This is a genomic window from Gordonia effusa NBRC 100432, from assembly GCF_000241305.1.
GTDB lineage: Bacteria > Actinomycetota > Actinomycetes > Mycobacteriales > Mycobacteriaceae > Gordonia > Gordonia effusa.
In genome coordinates this window covers 26,526-43,141 of record NZ_BAEH01000105.1, presented here as the reverse complement: position 1 = coordinate 43,141, position 16,616 = coordinate 26,526, and the positions used below count along the sequence as shown (strand labels likewise).

The 16,616-nt window shown below is 62.1% G+C and carries 12 protein-coding genes; 8 read left to right on the top strand and 4 right to left on the bottom strand.

Annotated features, from left to right (window positions below):
- Nucleotide 1: 1 nt before the first annotated feature.
- From GOEFS_RS17915 to GOEFS_RS17900, 4 genes are read right to left on the bottom strand one after another with little or no spacing between them, the layout of a single operon-like run.
- Complete coding sequence (locus GOEFS_RS17915) at nt 2-598, bottom strand: TetR/AcrR family transcriptional regulator (RefSeq protein WP_007319358.1); 597 nt, start codon at nt 596-598, stop codon at nt 2-4.
- A gap of 26 nt (nt 599-624) precedes the next feature.
- Complete coding sequence (locus GOEFS_RS17910; protein WP_007319357.1) at nt 625-1,860, bottom strand: CaiB/BaiF CoA transferase family protein; 1,236 nt, start codon at nt 1,858-1,860, stop codon at nt 625-627.
- Between the two features lie 2 nt (nt 1,861-1,862).
- On the bottom strand, nt 1,863-3,047 hold the full coding sequence (locus GOEFS_RS17905; protein WP_007319356.1) for an alpha/beta hydrolase family protein: 1,185 nt from the start codon (nt 3,045-3,047) through the stop codon (nt 1,863-1,865).
- A 41-nt stretch (nt 3,048-3,088) separates the two neighbouring features.
- The gene (locus tag GOEFS_RS17900; RefSeq protein ID WP_007319355.1) at nt 3,089-4,171 is read right to left on the bottom strand and encodes a homogentisate 1,2-dioxygenase; all 1,083 of its coding nucleotides are present in this window, start codon (nt 4,169-4,171) and stop codon (nt 3,089-3,091) included.
- Between the two features lie 150 nt (nt 4,172-4,321).
- Between GOEFS_RS17900 and GOEFS_RS23285 the strand changes: the two genes are divergently transcribed.
- The 8 genes from GOEFS_RS23285 to recD all read left to right on the top strand — a co-directional run bounded on the left by GOEFS_RS23285 (nt 4,322) and on the right by recD (nt 16,611).
- Nucleotides 4,322-4,714 carry a VOC family protein gene (locus GOEFS_RS23285; protein ID WP_007319354.1) on the top strand — a complete coding sequence of 131 codons (393 nt, stop codon included), beginning with the start codon at nt 4,322-4,324 and terminating at the stop codon, nt 4,712-4,714.
- Nucleotides 4,687-5,490, top strand: a complete 804-nt coding sequence (locus GOEFS_RS17890; protein WP_040525468.1) for a helix-turn-helix domain-containing protein — start codon at nt 4,687-4,689, stop codon at nt 5,488-5,490. The genes GOEFS_RS23285 and GOEFS_RS17890 overlap by 28 nt, the downstream gene beginning before the upstream one ends.
- Before the next feature lie 100 nt (nt 5,491-5,590).
- Nucleotides 5,591-6,025: an Rrf2 family transcriptional regulator gene (locus GOEFS_RS17885; RefSeq protein WP_007319352.1), complete on the top strand. Its 435-nt coding sequence runs from the start codon at nt 5,591-5,593 to the stop codon at nt 6,023-6,025.
- A gap of 81 nt (nt 6,026-6,106) precedes the next feature.
- Nucleotides 6,107-7,333, top strand: coding sequence for a globin domain-containing protein (locus GOEFS_RS17880; protein ID WP_040525487.1), 1,227 nt, complete (start codon nt 6,107-6,109; stop codon nt 7,331-7,333).
- 114 nt (nt 7,334-7,447) lie between these two features.
- Complete coding sequence (locus GOEFS_RS17875) at nt 7,448-7,843, top strand: hypothetical protein (RefSeq protein ID WP_007319350.1); 396 nt, start codon at nt 7,448-7,450, stop codon at nt 7,841-7,843.
- A gap of 68 nt (nt 7,844-7,911) precedes the next feature.
- Entirely contained in the window at nt 7,912-11,295 is a 3,384-nt protein-coding gene (recC, locus tag GOEFS_RS17870) for an exodeoxyribonuclease V subunit gamma (protein ID WP_040525466.1), read from the top strand.
- Complete coding sequence (locus GOEFS_RS17865; protein ID WP_007319348.1) at nt 11,292-14,729, top strand: UvrD-helicase domain-containing protein; 3,438 nt, start codon at nt 11,292-11,294, stop codon at nt 14,727-14,729. Before recC ends, GOEFS_RS17865 begins: the two co-directional genes overlap by 4 nt.
- Nucleotides 14,722-16,611: an exodeoxyribonuclease V subunit alpha gene (recD, locus tag GOEFS_RS17860; RefSeq protein WP_007319347.1), complete on the top strand. Its 1,890-nt coding sequence runs from the start codon at nt 14,722-14,724 to the stop codon at nt 16,609-16,611. The genes GOEFS_RS17865 and recD overlap by 8 nt, the downstream gene beginning before the upstream one ends.
- Nucleotides 16,612-16,616: the final 5 nt, after the last annotated feature.

Sequence of the window (16,616 nt, the reverse complement as noted above, 5' to 3'; positions counted from 1 at the left end):
ATCACCCCGGATACAGCGCCCGACGGAAGATCTCGCTGACCGTACGAATCGCCTCGTCATCGTCGGGCCGTTTCAGTTGCAGTTCACCGGCACTCGCGTACCACGTCCAGCAAAAGGACTCCATCATCGAGACGATGGCGGATGCGAATACGTTGCGGTCCAGCCCGACGTCGATTCCTTTGCGTTCCACTGACCGAACGACGGCGAGCACCCCCTTGATGCCTTCCATGCGGCGCTTGGACCACCACGCGGCGAACTGCGGGTCGGTCATCGATAACTGAAAAGCGCCGATCATCTCGGGTACGTACTCGCGGTATGTCTCGAAATACACGCGCACCGCGGCCTCGATATCTTGCTCAAGATCGCGTGTTACTTGCTCGCCGGTTCGGGACAGCACGTCGTCGGTGAATCGGTCGAGCAGAGCCTCGAGGAGGCGCTGCTTGTTGTCGTAATAGTTGTAGAATGAAGCGGCCGATCGTCCGGCCACATCGGCGATGTCGGCGATCTTCGCGTTCAGATAGCCGTCCCGGGCGAATACTTCGCGCGCCGCGGCGTGGAACGCGGCCTCGGTCCGACGTCCCTTAGCGCCGGCGGCCATACGAGTCTCCATTCACCGACGCCACGTTAGATCACGCCATCGGACGACAAGGCGGAAATTTCCTCAGCCGACAAGCCCAGCAGTTTCGTGTACACCTCGGAGTTATCCGACCCGGGCGTAGGCGGACCGGCGTTTCGGATCCGGCCGGGTGTCGCCGAGAACTTTGGCACGATGCCCGGCCCGAGTACTTCGCGGCCGGTCCGTTCGTCGAAATGCGGTGCGATCATGCCGCGTGCTCGCAGATGAGGATCGGCGAATACTTCGGCTACTGTGTTCACCGGTCCTACGACAACACCTGCGGCACTGAGGATTTCGCCGAGCTCTGCTGCGGAATGCTGCACTGACCAGGCGGCGATCAGATCGTCGATCTCATCTTGATTGCGTCCGCGCGCGGTGTGATCCCAGAAGCGATCGTCGGTGGCCAAGTCGGGCTGGTCCATCGCTTCACAAAGTCGCGCGAACACACTGTCCTGGTTGGCCGCGATGATGACGTGGGTACCGTCCGACGTCGGGTAGAGGTTCGATGGCGCTATCCCGTTGAGTCGAGTGCCCGACGGCCCACGCACAATCCCGCCCATCGCATAGTCGGCGATCGTCGACTCTTGTACCGCAACACAGGATTCCAGCAGCGAGGTATCGACCACCTGACCTTCGCCGGTCACCGTACGCCGATACAAGGCCGCCAATGCTCCCTGCGCCGCGTACATCCCAGACAAGGTATCTCCGAGGGACAACGACAGTCGCGGCGGCAGCTGCCCGGGGTAACCATTGATATGACGTAGCCCGCTGGCAGCCTCGGCGACCGACGCGTAGCCCGCTCGGTTCGCGTCCGGGCCGGTCTGACCGTAGCCGGAGACTCGCACCAGAATGATGCCTCGATTGCGTTCCCGCAGTGCGTCATAGCCCAGACCTAACCGTTCCAACGTGCCTGGACGGAAGTTCTCGACGATGATGTCAGTGGTGTCGACGAGGTCGAATAACAACTCCCGCCCGCGGTCCGACCGCAAGTCCAGGGTGATGGCCTTCTTGTTGCGCGCGTGGACCGTCCAGTAAAACCGGTACCCGTCGACTTCGGCTTCGCCCCACGTGCGAATGGGATCGGGCCGATTCGGTGGTTCGACTTTGATGACATCGGCGCCCATATCGCCGAGCAGGCGTGCGGCATGCGGGCCCGCGATTAACGTGCCCAATTCCAGCACGCGGATGCCGTCGAGGGGGCCGGCCGGTGTAGCCGGCGGCGGGGAGTCGTCCTGAATCGTCACCGCTACAGACTCGCAAAGTCTCGTTTCACAAGCCAGTCGGTGATGATTCCGACCGCGTGGCCGAGCGCCTCACGTTGGCCGTGGCCCGCGTAATAGTGTGTCGCGCCGGGTATTTCGTGGATTTCCTTATCGGGATGGCCGATTGCCTCATACAGCCGCCGGGTGTGGCTGGGGGTACACGCGTCATCGGCCATATTGCCGACGACGAGGGTTGGCACCGCGATATCCTTCCCGCATCGCACGCCATCGGCCCGCGCGTCGTCATAGCTCCACTGCGACAGCCAACCGCGCAGCGTCGAGAATCGCGCCAGGCCGACCGGTCCCATGTTGACGACCCGCGGATCGCCAAGATAGCAGGTGCCGGGCTCGCGGTCGTTGGGGTCGACGGTTGGGTCGAGCCAGCGCGGATCGGCCATCGTGCCGTGCACGATAAAGCCATACTCGTCGAGTGGCCGACCATCGGACTTCAACTGTGCCAGTTTGGCTTTCACCCATGCCGTGATCTGGCGATTGCGAGTGATCTGCGCTGCGCGATACCGCTCCAAGAATTCTTCGGTGTATGGCGGCTGATTGGGATTGTCCGGGTTGTAGAGATCGAGTTCCGGGTCGCGAACCGAGGGGTCGGATTCGTCGAGTATCGACGGGTCCATCCACTCGGTGAGTGTGCCGTGGCGGCTGATATGCGCCGCGAGCAACATCAGCCCGTCGGCGGGGATCAGGTCGCATCTGGTGAGGTCGGGGCCGTCGCCCGACGGGCTCGACGTTATCGTTGGATGTTGCGCCTGCTGCTGATAGAACACCGATAGTGATCCGCCACCACTCCAACCGGCCAGCACGATCTTCTGATAACCGAGCCGTTCTTTGGCGTCGCGGACGCAGGCGCCGAGATCTTGCGCGACCTTCTCCATCAACAAGGCGGAGTCGACGCCGCGGTAGCGACTGTTGCAATAGATGACATGATGGCCGGCCTTTGCCAGTGCTGTCATCATCGGCAGGTACGCACCGCCGCCGATCGGATGCATGAAGACAATCGCGGTATCGCTCTCGTGTTCGGTCGGTTTGAGTAGAAAGCTCTCCAGCACAACATGTTCGGATACGCCACCGTACGTGTCGCGGTAGGGCGATGTGTCTTCGAACATAACGAGGTAGGGGATGCGTTGGTAGGGGCGTTTGAGATCAGTCGACATCGAATTCCTATCGGGTTAAAGCAGTGTGGCGGCAGGCATGTTCACTTGGCGTGTGCCAGAAGGGCTTTCGACGGTGTCAGTCGACGTCGGGTATCGATGGAGATAACTTTCCATTCGACTCGCTCGTCGACGTCGAATCGCCGCCGCGCACGTTCGCGTGCCTTCTCCGGTGCTCCGTGGTGAATCCCTTGCGGCGCATGGGAAAGCAGGCCCGGGGGCATCTCGATGCCGGAGATCGAGCCCCCGTGGAAGAAGGCCACCTCGTCGAAGTCGACGTTGCGGTGATACCAGGGAGTTCGCTCGGTGCCGGGTACGCTCTCGGCGCGACGGGGCAGAAAGTTCATCACGTAGACGCCGGTGGCCTGCATAAACAGGTGCACGGTGGGTGGTAGATGCACCGATTCCGAGCTGATCGAGGTGTAGTCAAGGATGTTGAATGTGAACGGCGTGTTGTCTCCGCGCCAGCCGACTACGTCAATTGGGTTGTGTTCGTAGAAGATTGCCGAGGGGCCGCCCTCGTGGACCAGTCGCACCTCGTATTCATCGCGTCCGTCATCGTCGATCGGTGCGGGTTCGGGAATGGTGATCTGAGCGGGGTCGAAAGGGAAGTGGCGTCCGAGAGTGCCGGCGGGTGGCACTCGGAACTCTTCGGTCGCCTCGATCATGAACAAATGCGACTGATCATCGGGAATGTGCCGGTAGGTCAGCGCCTTGGGTAGGTAGACCCAGTCGCCGGGGCGGTAGCTCAGCGGCCCCATTTCCGTCTCGAAGACGCCGCGCCCTTCGTGGACGAAGATCAGTAGATCGCCGTCGATATGGCGGACATGAAATGGCATTTGTACGGACCGGCGGCTCAACGATATCCGGCAATCAGCGTTGTGAAACAACAACATTGGCTCGCCGCGCGGATCTTCGGTGTCGGTCGGCGTTAGGTCGGTGCATAGTGCGTCGATAGGTCGCAGTGGTCCGACCGCGCGGAAGTCGGTTGGATCATTACGACGGTAGAGGTGTGCGGTGCGGCCAGTGAAACCGTTGCGTCCAAGCTCGTCGTCTTTCAATCCGTCGAGGTCGGCGTGGACCCGCCGTGGAGTGACGCCGCGGCGCAGGTGAACGAACGATTCCATCGAGACTCCCTAAATCGGCCCATATGCGCATCCGACAAAAAACTGAATCTGATGTTAGATTAAGGTTTGGCGGGTGGCAAGCAAATGATGAGGTCGCACCGTGCCGATTTCTTCAAGACAGCGCCGCCGGCAATCTGCGATCGTCAAAGCATGAACACACGAAAAGATACGAATATCTGGCCCGGCCTGTCCTATGCCGACCCCATCGCCCAACGACGCTGGCTCGCTGCGCTCGGCTTCGACGAGGGGATTTGCGTCGACGGTGACGGCGCAGGGGAAGTGATCCATTCCGAAATGCTCTGGCCCGATGGCGGCCGCGTGATGATCTCGAGCGTCTGCAAGGACGACCCCACATTCGTCACGCCCGCTGGATCCGGCAGCGTCTACGTGGTGGTCGCCGATCCCGACGCGGTATGGACGCGCGCGGAAAGTCTCGGCGCGACGGTTGTCCGAGAAATGCGCGAGGAGGACTATGGATCGCGAGGGTTCTCCATCGCCGATCCGGAAGGCAACAAGTGGAGTTTCGGGACCTACGCGGGCTGACCGCATCGTTAGGAATCGCGTCGGTGGTGCCCTACGACATCACCGGCGCACTTCCGGGCACCCACCTGGGGATACCCTCGCCAAACCTCACCGTCGTCATCGACCTGCGCGACGGCCTGGACCTGTCCGGCCCGGGTCTTCCCGGTGTCACCCGCTTTCAGGTATGTCTGGGCGGACTGCATTCGACGCCCTATCTCATTCACCACGACGGAAATCAGGTCGGCGTACAGATCGGTTTGACGCCGGCGGGTGTTCGGCGCCTGTTCGGTCTTCCGGTCGCTGAATTGACCGACCGCGCAATCGATCTCGACGAACTGAACCCGGCGCTCGCCGATGAGATCGCCGGCCGGATCGCCGGCGCGGCACCGGATGACCGGGCGCGGATCGGCGCCGCGACGATGCTCGGCTGGACCGATGACCTGGACACCGCGGCCAAGAGATGGGCACCGCAACCAGACGCTGCCGCCGCCTGGGATTACATTGTGGCAACCGGCGGTCGGTGTGCGGTGTCAGAATTGACGGCGCGTTCGGGCTGGTCCGCGCGATACCTTACCGCCCGGTTCGTCGCGGAATACGGCATCGGGCCCAAACAGGCGGCTCGCCTCATTCGGTTCGACCGCGCGATGCTCGCGCTCCGCCGCGGTGTCGCGATCGATGAGGTGGCCGCGTGTAGTGGGTATGCCGACCAGGCGCACCTCACCCGCGAGTTCTCCGACTTCGCCTCGATGCCGCCAGCGCGCTATCTGGCGCTCGAGGAGTTCGCCTCCGCTGGCTGAACCCTATTTGCGCAGGTAGAAAATCCGCACTGGCGGTCGTGTTTAAGGCCACCGTACGCGAGTCTGGTTTCGGCGGGGCGCGGTTACTACCGTTTGTCGTATGCAGCTCAGCAGATTTAGCGACCTCGGCCTCCGGGCAATGATGCTGCTGGCTGCTGCGGATGACGGGCGTTCGACAACAAAGGCGATCGCCGCGGCCGCGCAGGCATCCGAACATCACATAGCCAAGGCGATCACCAGACTGTCGGCATTGGGATGTGTGTCGTCTCTGCGTGGCCGCGGCGGCGGTCTGCGGATCACCGATACCGGACGGGCGATGCGGGTGGGTGAGTTGATTCGTCTGCTTGAACACGACCGGCCAGTCGTCGAATGCGGTGGCGACAAGCCGTGTCCGCTTGTGCCCGCGTGCCGGCTCAGACGCGCGCTCGCCGATGCGCAGTCATCGTTCTATCGAGAACTCGACCGGTACACGGTCGCCGACCTCGCCGGGCCGACCCTTCTTCCGCTGACCGGGCTGCGTACCGCGGTCGGCTAGCAATTCCGATATTCCCAAAAGGACTGTGTGACAGCACATTCCTCTCTTCAACGACCCCGCAGGACCACAGAGAGAGATATGATGACGATTTACCGCGATACGGCACTAGTCGACACCCTCAGTGACGAGCACGCCGAAATCATCCGCGCGACACTGCCTCTCGTTGGAGCAAACGTCGACACGATCACCAGGACGTTCTACGACAGGATGTTCACCGCTCAACCCTCGTTGTTGCGCAACCTGTTCAACCGGGGCAATCAGGCGCAGGGCGCTCAACAGCGTGCGTTGGCCGCATCAATCGCCACGTACGCTACACACCTGGTAGACCCTGCCTTGCCGCATCCGGCCGAACTGTTGTCGAGGATCGGACATAAGCACGCGTCGCTGGGTATCACGGCTGATCAGTACGACATCGTCCATGAGCACCTGTTCGCGGCCATCGTCGAGGTGCTCGGTGCCGACACGGTGACAACCAATGTCGCCGAGGCATGGGAGGCGGTGTACTGGATGATGGCGCGCACACTGATCGAGCTGGAAGCGAATCTCTACGCTGACGCCGGCGTCGCCGCGGGCGATGTGTATCGCCGTGCAATGGTCACCCGTCGTGTCGACGATCCATCCGGTGTGGTGTTGGTATCGGTGGAGGCTGGCGATGACGGAGTCACTGAACATAGTGCGGCGCAGTATATTTCGGTCGGTGTGACTCTTCCCGATGGGGCACGACAGTTGCGTCAGTACAGCATTGTCAATGCGCCCGGAGAACGCGAAACCACATTCGCGGTCAAGCCGGTCGGGGCACGGCAGGGAACTCCCGCGGGTGAGGTGTCGAATTGGATCGCTGACCATCTGGCCGTCGGCGACCTGATCGATGTCACGGTGCCATTCGGCGATCTGCCGACCGCCGGCCTGGGTTCGGCGCCGGTAGTGTTGATTTCGGCGGGGGTTGGCATCACACCGATGATCGGGATCCTCGAGCACTTGGTTTCGACCGCGCCTCGATGTCCGGTTCAGGTATTACATGCCGATGAATCCGCCGCGTCGCATCCGCTGCGCGAACGGCAACGGAATCTGGTCGCGAACCTTCCCAATGCCACTATCGATATCTGGTACTCCGACGACGATGGGCGTGATTCACATGCGGGATTCATGAATCTATCGGAGCTGACCATCGACGACGGCGCTGACATTTACCTGTGTGGCAACAATGCCTTCGTCCAGAATGTCCGGGCACAATTGACCGACCGGGCGGTGGCGACCGATCGAATCCACTGCGAGTTGTTCTCACCGAATGACTGGTTGGTGAGTTAATACCCCTCGGTCTTGGGCGACTTCCAGGCTCGCATTCGTAAAGACCCGACTCGGTCGCGTCTCATGAGGCATGATTGACCACCGAACGTGACCCGATCAGCAGCAGGAGAGTCGATGTCGAGAATCCGGATCGCCGCCGCAGCCGGCGTAATGGCTATCGGAGCGGCGACGCTGGTCAGCGCCCCCGTATCCGCGGCGCCGGCGGGCAAAGTCGACCCAGGCGCTATGTTTTCGTCGGTGCACTACGGAACCGGTTGCATGTATCAGATGTCGGTTCCGGTGAATTCCTCCGGCTGGGTCGGCTTCTACGAGCGCAAAGGCCCGGGATACCCCGTGCGATTCATCGGTCGAGCAAAAGCCAATGGTGCGCAAGCTGTTGTCTCGTGGGTGCCGAATCGGCAGGGATTACGCCAGCTCTACGCGGTCCAGAACGGCAAGCGGGGTCCGATCGCGTTCGCTCGCGTCACCCAGGGATACGGTTCTGGCCCAATGTGTTTCGCATGGCCGTGATCGTATAGAGATTTCACCCGACTCACCTCCGCAATCTCGCCGGCTCACACTCGATAGGATTATCGGTGATGTTCACGGTGCATAGGGCGGAGCGGGCCGACACGCTGGCGGACGCGTTAGCCATGGAACTGGTGAAACCACTGGCCGACCCGATGCAGACCGAAATCGTCGCGGTGCCCGCTCGAGGAGTCGAACGATGGCTGCAGCAGCATCTGGCCACGAAACTGGGTGCGGCCCCCGGCGATACCGACGGGATCGCCGCCAACATCGACTTCTCGCCGCCAACGCGGGTCGTAGCCAACATCATCCATACGTTGTCCACAGATCCCGCGGCAGAAGAATTTTGGCGTACGGATCGTTTGGTCTGGCCAGTGCTGGCCACCCTCGACGACCATATTGACGACCCGCGGCTAGCGGTCATCGCCCATCACATCGGTCGCGACAAATCTCCCGATGCGCGGTTACGCCGTGGTCGACGCCTGTCGGCGGCACGCACCATCGCGAGCCTTTTCGATTCCTACGCGTGGCAACGACCGGCGATGTTGCGCGACTGGGCGGCCGGTCGCGATGTCGACGGTGCGTCGGTATTGCCCGATGCCCTGTCCTGGCAGCCCTGGTTCTGGCGACTGGTTCGGGAACGTGTCGGTGTACCGCATCTGGCCGAGGAACTCGATTCGATCCTCGCCCATCTGAGCGAGCATCCCGATTCGATCGATCTTCCCGATCGAATCGCTCTCTTCGGCCCATCACGCATTCCTCAGACGATGCGAGATATCATGCGCGCGTTGGCTGTTCACCGCGCGGTCAACTTGTATCTGCCGCACCCGAGCGATGCGCTGTGGCAGTCTGTCGCAGCAGTCGACGTTGCCGCGGGGCCAGTACACCGGTCCGCGAATACTGCCGTGGCGGTGAGCAACCCGCTGCTGTCGAGCATGTCTCGCGACGTCATCGAGTTGCAGCAATGCCTGGCGGGGTATACCGAGACGGCCTACCATCGCGCGTCGGGCGTGCCGCCGCGGGCACTTCTGGCCCATGTGCAGGCCGCGTTGCGCGCCGACATCGACACCCCTATTTCCGGCGCAACCGCCGATACGTCGTTGGAGGTCCACGCATGTCATGGACCCGAACGCCAGGTCGAAGTGCTTCGTGATCGACTGTTGCGGTTGTTCGCCGACGATCCGACACTACAACCGCGGGATGTTCTCATCATGTGTCCCGACGTCGAGGTGTACGCACCTCTCATTCGTGGCGCATTCGGACAACTCGGCCTCGATCACCCGGCCTTCACATTGCGTGTGCGGCTTGCTGATAGGGGATTGCGGCAAACGAATGACGTGCTCGATGCCGTCGCCGCACTGTTAGAAATGGCAGCGGGACGGGCCCCGGTGGGCGAACTGCTCGACTTCGCGGGACGAGAGTCGGTGCGAGCCCGCTTCGACTTCAGCGACGACAATCTCGATACGCTCGCGAATTGGGTGGAACGCGCCAATATTCGGTGGGGTGTCGATGACACCCAACGAATTAGGTTCGGGCTCAACGGTTTTCCGCAGGGCACCGCGCAGACCGGGGTGGACCGCATTGTGCTTGGCGTGGTCGCCGACGAATCTGAGGACGAATGGCTGTCGACCGCGCTCCCGCTGTCAGGCGTCGACTCCACCGACACAGATCTTGTCGGTCGGTTCACCGAGTTCGTCGATCGGCTCGGTGGCGTGTTGGCAGACCTGGCCGCACCACGATCCGCCAGCAAGTGGGCCGAAACCCTGGTCGCTGCCATTGACCTGCTTACCAGCACCGACTATGAGACGGAATGGCAACGGGCACAGGCGGTGGGGTTGCTCGGCGACGCGCTTGCGTTGCCGGCCGGGATTGATCCCGCAGATCTCGAACTCAACGATATCCGCGATCTGATGGCCAGTCTGCTGGCCGCGCGGCCGACCCGTGCCAACTTCCGTACTGGTGAATTGACGGTGTGTTCAATGGTGCCGATGCGGTCGGTGCCGCATCGCGCGATCATCTTGCTCGGGATGGACGATGGCTCATTTCCGCGCACTCAGGGTATCGACGGTGACGATGTCCTCGCGGTAATGCCTCTTGTTGGCGAGCGCGATATCCGAACCGAGGATCGTCAGGTCTTTCTCGACGCGATTACCGCTGCCCGTGACCATCTGTTGGTCTTCTACAGTGGCGCGGACCCGGTGTCGGGCCGGGTTGTTCCCCCAGCTGTTGTGGTCAGCGAGTTGATCGATGCTGTCAACACTGTGCTGGGTGCCGACAATCGGGCACAATCACCTGTCCTGCAACGACATTCATTACACGCATTCGACACGGCCAACTTCGACGGCTCGCCAGAGGAGACGCCACGCAGCTTCGACGCGACGCTGCTGCCGGGCGCGCGGGCACTCGCCGCGTTGAGCGCCAGTGGTGACAAGGGGGTTGCGAAGACGCTGCTGTCAACCGCACAGTTGCCGCCGCGGGCGCAGGCGGACATCGAGCTCGACGACTTGGTGCGTTTTCTGGTCAATCCCCTGGAGGGCTTTGTGCGGCAACGGCTCGGCGGGCAGATTCCCGAGGCGATTGACGAACACCCCGACCAGTTGCAGGTTACCCTCGATGGCCTCGACGCCTGGGGCATCGGCGATCGACTTCTGACGGCGTTGCTCGCCGGCAACGATGTGGGCGTAGCGCAGCAAGCCGAATTGCGCCGGGGCACCTTGCCGCCCTTTGCTTTTGGTGCTCAGGCGATGAGTCCGATCGTTCAACGTGCCCAGGCGGTAGCTGGTGCGGCGCGTGGATGGCGCACCGGCGCGGCGGATGCGATCGATATCCGAGTGCAACTGCCCGACGGTCGCCGGATCTATGGCACGGTCGGCGACATATACGCTATCGACTCGCAAACTGGACGGCTGTGCAGCGTCACGTACTCATCGCTGTCGAGTAAGCATCGCCTACAGACATGGACCAAACTGCTTGCGTTGACCGCGAATACATCGTCCGCCCCCTCGGTGGTCGAGGCGGTCGTAGTCGGGCGGGGTAAGGGGAGGGGAGCCGCCACGGCATCGAGTATGTTCCGTCCTCCCGCCGACGCACTGGACATTTTGACTATGCTCGTCGCATTCCGAGACGCCGCGCTGTGCCGACCGGTTTCGTTGCCCTTGTCGGCCGCGAATGCCTGCGCGCAAGAATTCGGGCGCACCGGCGATCACAAGCGGGCGACGAGTCGTGCCGGATATGCGTATGGCAACGCGTTCGCGGACCGCGATGACAAGTATCTAGGTCTGGTCTTCGAGGATCAGCCCGGTGCGGCAATCGATTTCACTACTATCCTCCATGCCATGCCGACAGACCTGGCGGACCTGGAGCATTGGCTACCCGGCGCGGCCGAAACACCGATGTTCGTGCGAATCGCGACGGCCATCTTCGGGCCGCTGCTCGCGCACGAGGATGCACGATGACCGCTACGAACGAACCTGCTCCTTTCGACCTCTCGGCACCGTTGCCGGTGGGCACCACCGTGCTCGAAGCCAGTGCCGGCACTGGAAAGACCTATGCGATCGTAAGTCTCGCCGTGCGCTACATCGCCGACGGTGTTCCAATCTCGCGGCTGTTGATGGCTACATTCTCCAACGCGGCTTCGGCCGAACTGCGAGATCGGACCCGCTCGCGATTGCTCGAATCCGCTGCCGCGTTGGCAGATCCGGCGACAGCGGCCGGCAGTGATGACAAACTGCTTGTCTTGTTAGCCAGTGGGACGCCGACCGAAATCGCGATGCGACGCAAGCGAATCACCAACGCCCTGTCCGACTTTGATTCGGCGACGATGGCGACAACGCACACATTCTGCAATCGCATGCTGGCGGCACTGGGATTTCTGGGTGAGCGGGAACAACAATTCCCAATTCTGGAGAATGTCGATGACCTCGTATCGGACGTCGCTCGCGATTTATACATTCGGAAATTCGCTGGGGCGCCTGATGATTCACTGACATTCACCGACGCTGAGCAAATCGCGAAGGACGCGGTGCGCAATCCGGTGGCGACTCTCGCACCGGTTGAGCAAGACGGTACCCCGCGGTCGGAGACGACCACTATGCGCATCCGATTCGCTGAGGCGGTACGTGCGACCACAGCCGTGCGTAAGCGGCTCGCGCGCGTTCGCACCTACGACGATCTGCAAGGCACATTGCATCACATCGTCACCGACGATCAGGTCGGTCCGCAAGCGCGCCAACGGATTCGCGAGCAGTTCGACGTCGTGCTCATCGATGAATTCCAAGACACCGACCCGCAACAGTGGGAGATTGTGCAGCGCTGTTTCCACGACGTCGACGGTGTCACCCTGATTCTAGTCGGCGATCCGAAGCAGTCGATATACGCCTTTCGTGGTGCCGAGGTGCTCAGCTATCTCAACGCGGTCGCCGCCGCTGGTCAACGGCAGATCCTCACCACCAACTACCGGTCCGACGCCGACGTAGTGCGCGGCGTCGGCACCTTGTTCGCCGACGCGACGCTTGGCCATCCACTGATCGCGGTGCATCCGATCGACGCCAAACATTCGGGCAGTAGATTGTCCGGAGCTGCCCCGGTCCGGTTACGGGCGTTCACCCGCCAGGACTTCACGATGCATACCCAGGACGGCAGCACGCCGTTGATTCCGGGAGTCCGGGCACGAGTGACCGAAGATGTCGCCGATGACATCGCGAGCCAACTTGCCGCTGACATCACCCTAGAGGTTGACGGCGAGCGCCGTGCCATCCAACCAGGTGATATCGCAATTCTGTTGCGGCAGAATAGATCTATCGAACCGCTGCAGCGAGCGTTGACTGAACGTGGCATCGCATCGGTGGTGCGGTCGGGGACGTCGATCTTTCAGACCGCAGCCGCCCGCTATTGGTGGTACGTCTTGCAGGCCGTCGAACAACCGTCACGGGTGCCCCGAGTACGGATGGCGGCATTGACTCCAATCGTCGGATTCGACGCGGCGTCGCTCGACGCATACGGCGACGCGGGCGTCGGTGAGCTTTCCGGTGAATTCGCCCAGTCTGGACGGTTTTTCGCCGAGGGCGGGTTCGCCGCGATGTCGGCGCGGCTGTTGTATGAGCGGCGTACGCATGAGAGGGTGCTCGGGTCGGAGAACGGCGAACGCTTGTTGACCGATCTACTCCAGGTCTCGGCCCTCTGTAACCGGCACGTCGCCGAAACATCGTGCGGCATAGCCGGATTGGTCAACTGGCTGGGAGAGAACATCGCCGACGACTCGAGGTGGAGTCAGCATGCGGAAGCGACACGACGCCTCGATCGTGATACGCAGGCCGTGCAAATTATGACGATTCATGGCAGCAAGGGTTTGGAATTCCCCATCGTCTATGTCCCATTCGGTTGGGATGGTGCCCGCAACTTCAAGCCGACCACGTTTGTCTACCACGAGGGTACGGAGAAGCGGTTCCTCGATGTCGGCGGGCAGTCCGCGGCGGGCTACACCAAGAGGTGGGCCGCCAACACCGAGGAGAACGCGGGCGAAGACCTGCGCCTGCTCTACGTCGCCGCGACGCGGGCACGATCTCAAGTGGTCTTGTGGTGGGCGCCAAGTACCACGACACGTAGCGGTGCCCTCCATCGACTGTTATTCACCAAGGCTGATCGGACAGTGTCGGCCAGGGCCGGAAATATCAGTCCCATCCCGGAATCGGTTGCGATTCCCGATGATTACCAATGCGTGCAAGTATTGCGCGACATCGCCGCGCAAGATCCGCTGATTAGCGTCGAGCGGGGTGGACAGCATGGCTTCGTCCCGCGATGGCGATCAACCGAGTCGGGTCGCGTGCCGTCGCTTTCGGTCGCGACTTTCGATCGGAAGATCGACGAAAACTGGCGCCGCACATCGTATTCGGCGATGACGGCAGCGGCCCACGCGGCCCATTCGTCAGCAGTGAGTTCGGGCAGTGAGCCTGAGGAGGGGCAACTGACCGACGAGCCGGCACCCTTGCCGCCGGACCCAGCCAGTGATTCCTCCGATGGTCGAGTGCCGGCGGCCGAGCTTGCGAGGACGCCGGTGTATCGAGACCACGCAACATCACCTCTAAACCCAGACCCAGCCACCACCCCCTCACTGATGAACGGGCTGCCCTTCGGCGCGGCCTTCGGCACGCTTGTCCACGAGGTTCTGGAGAATGTCGACACCGCCGCTCCCGACATGGAAACCCATGTCCGCGACCAGGTAGCGGCCGGGGCGCATCGTCGGGGATTCGCCGTCGACTATGCGCAACTGACAGCCGCGCTTATCGGCGTACTCACGACACCCCTGGGGCTCGACGGAGCGCCGACGCTTTGGGCGGTACAACCACGAGATCGGTTGAGTGAGATGGATTTCGAGATCCCGCTGTCCGCGGGTGGCGGCGGGTTCTCGTTGGACCAGGTTGGGGATCTGCTCGAGCGGCACCTGGGCGCCGACGACCCGTTGCGGCCGTTCGCAGATGTTGTGCGAACGCTCAATGACGACCATTTCCACGGTTACCTGACCGGAAGCATTGACTCTGTGTTGCGTACGGCCGAGGGATATGTCGTCGTTGACTATAAGACCAACAGAATTGAACCGGGCGATCTTGTCGTGGAAGATTTCCGCCAAGCCACGATGGCTCAGGAGATGATTCGAGAAAGTTACCCGTTGCAGGCCCTGCTGTATTCGGTTGCGCTGCACCGATATCTGCGTTGGCGGTTGGCCGATTATCGCCCCGACCGCGATCTGGGACCCGTCCAATATCATTTCGTGCGAGGTATGGCGGGCCCCGAGACCCCTTCGGGTTGTGGAGTATTTCACTGGCGAATACCCGCGGAGTTGATCGTCGACCTATCTGATCTGTTGGCTGGGAAGGCAGCGGCCCGTGTCTGAGGTATCCGAAGATGTCTTAGACGGTCAGCGTGTGCACTCTGTGCGCAATGCCCTGACTGCGTTCAATCGGGCAGGTGTTCTGTCTGCCGCCGACGTGCACGTCGCCTCGCGGCTCGCCGAGTTGTCGAAGAGTGACGTGGGCGACGAGGTCTTGCTGGCAGCGGCGCTCGCCGTTCGCGCGGTGCGCAGCGGTTCCACCTGCGTGGAGCTGAACCGTGTGAGCGAATTGGCGGCGGACTTTCCCGATGACGAATTACCTTGGCCAACAACCGAAGCAATGGTCACCGCGCTGTCGGAGAGCGCGCTCGTCATCGGAGGCGACGCCGGGCCACTGCGGCCGCTGGCAATGGCGCAGTCGGTCGACGGCCCGTTGTTGTACTTGCGGAAGTTCTTTCGGCAGGAGTCAGCGATCCGCAAGATTTTGGCAGAGCGAGTGGCGTCGCGTCCGGACGTCGATGTTGGTGCGTTGCGCGATGCGATGCGTACCGTGTTCCACGCGGTGGACCCGATGGGACAGACGCAGAACGGAGAGTTGTTCTACAACAGGCAGTTTGCGGCGGCGGTGTTAGCGGCGACGTCGTGGACGACGGTTCTGGCGGGAGGCCCGGGTACGGGTAAGACCTACACGGTCGCCCGGATCCTGCATGTATTGGAACTACTGGATGGCGAGTCATCCCGGATTGGACTGTGCGCGCCGACCGGGCGTGCGGCGGCGCAGTTGCAGTCGTCGGTGACCGACTATGGACGGCTCCCGGCCGGGACATCGGCCGTTACCGTACACCGGCTATTGGGATCGCGCTCGGATGGCACTTTCCGGCATGGGCCATCGAATCGGTTGCCGTATGACGTTGTGGTGGTTGACGAGACGTCGATGCTGCCGATGACGATGATGAGCCGTTTGATCGCGTCGTTGAGGTCGGATACTCGGCTGATTCTAGTGGGCGATCCGCATCAGTTGGCCTCTGTGGAGGCCGGGGCGGTACTCGCCGATCTTGTCGCACGAGATACATCCGGGCCGGCGAATCCGGTATTCGATCAAGTTGCTTTGTCGGGGCGCGGCGACTTTTCGCCGACTGAGCGAGCAGTGCTGGCTGATGGCGTAATCACCTTGGCTCGGGGTTACCGCTTCGGCGCACAGATAGGTGATGTCGCCGACGCGGTGAATGCGGGCGACGCGGACAAGGTACTGGAGTTCGCCGCCGATCCAGCTTATGAACGGATCACTATGGTTAGTCCCGAGGAGTTGGAAGGCGTCCGTGACGATGTGCTCCGGTGGGCACGTGAGTTACACGACCGCGCGGCAGCGGGTGACGCCGATGGTGCGCTGGACGCGCTGGACCGGCATCGCGTGTTGTGCGCACACCGCGATGGAAGTTCGGGCGTTAGCGGATGGTCGCGCAGGATTGCCGATTGGCTCACGTCGGTTGACGGCTATCAGCAGGTCAGCCTGGATGCGGCGAATTGGTATGTCGGACAACCGCTTTTGGTAACCGCCAACGATCGTCAGCATGATATCTACAACGGTGACAGTGGAGTAGTAGTAGCGTCGGGTGCGACGGTGACTTCTGTGTTTCGACGGGGCAAGAAGGTAAAAGCGTTGCACCCCAGTCAGCTCGGTAACGCAATCCCGGTGTACGCCATGACAATTCATCGAAGCCAGGGTAGTCAGTTTGACGAAGTGACAGTGGTCCTGCCGCCGGAACGGTCTGAGCTGCTGACACGGGAACTGCTCTACACGGCGCTCACCCGCGCGAAGGGCCGAGTGCGCATCGTGGGGACGCCGGAGTCGCTGCGAGCCGCTGTGGGACGACGGGTGCAGCGAGCGAGTGGATTACGCGGAGAGATTACTGTGATCGGCGAGGTCGACGCGACTCGCGGTTGATGTTT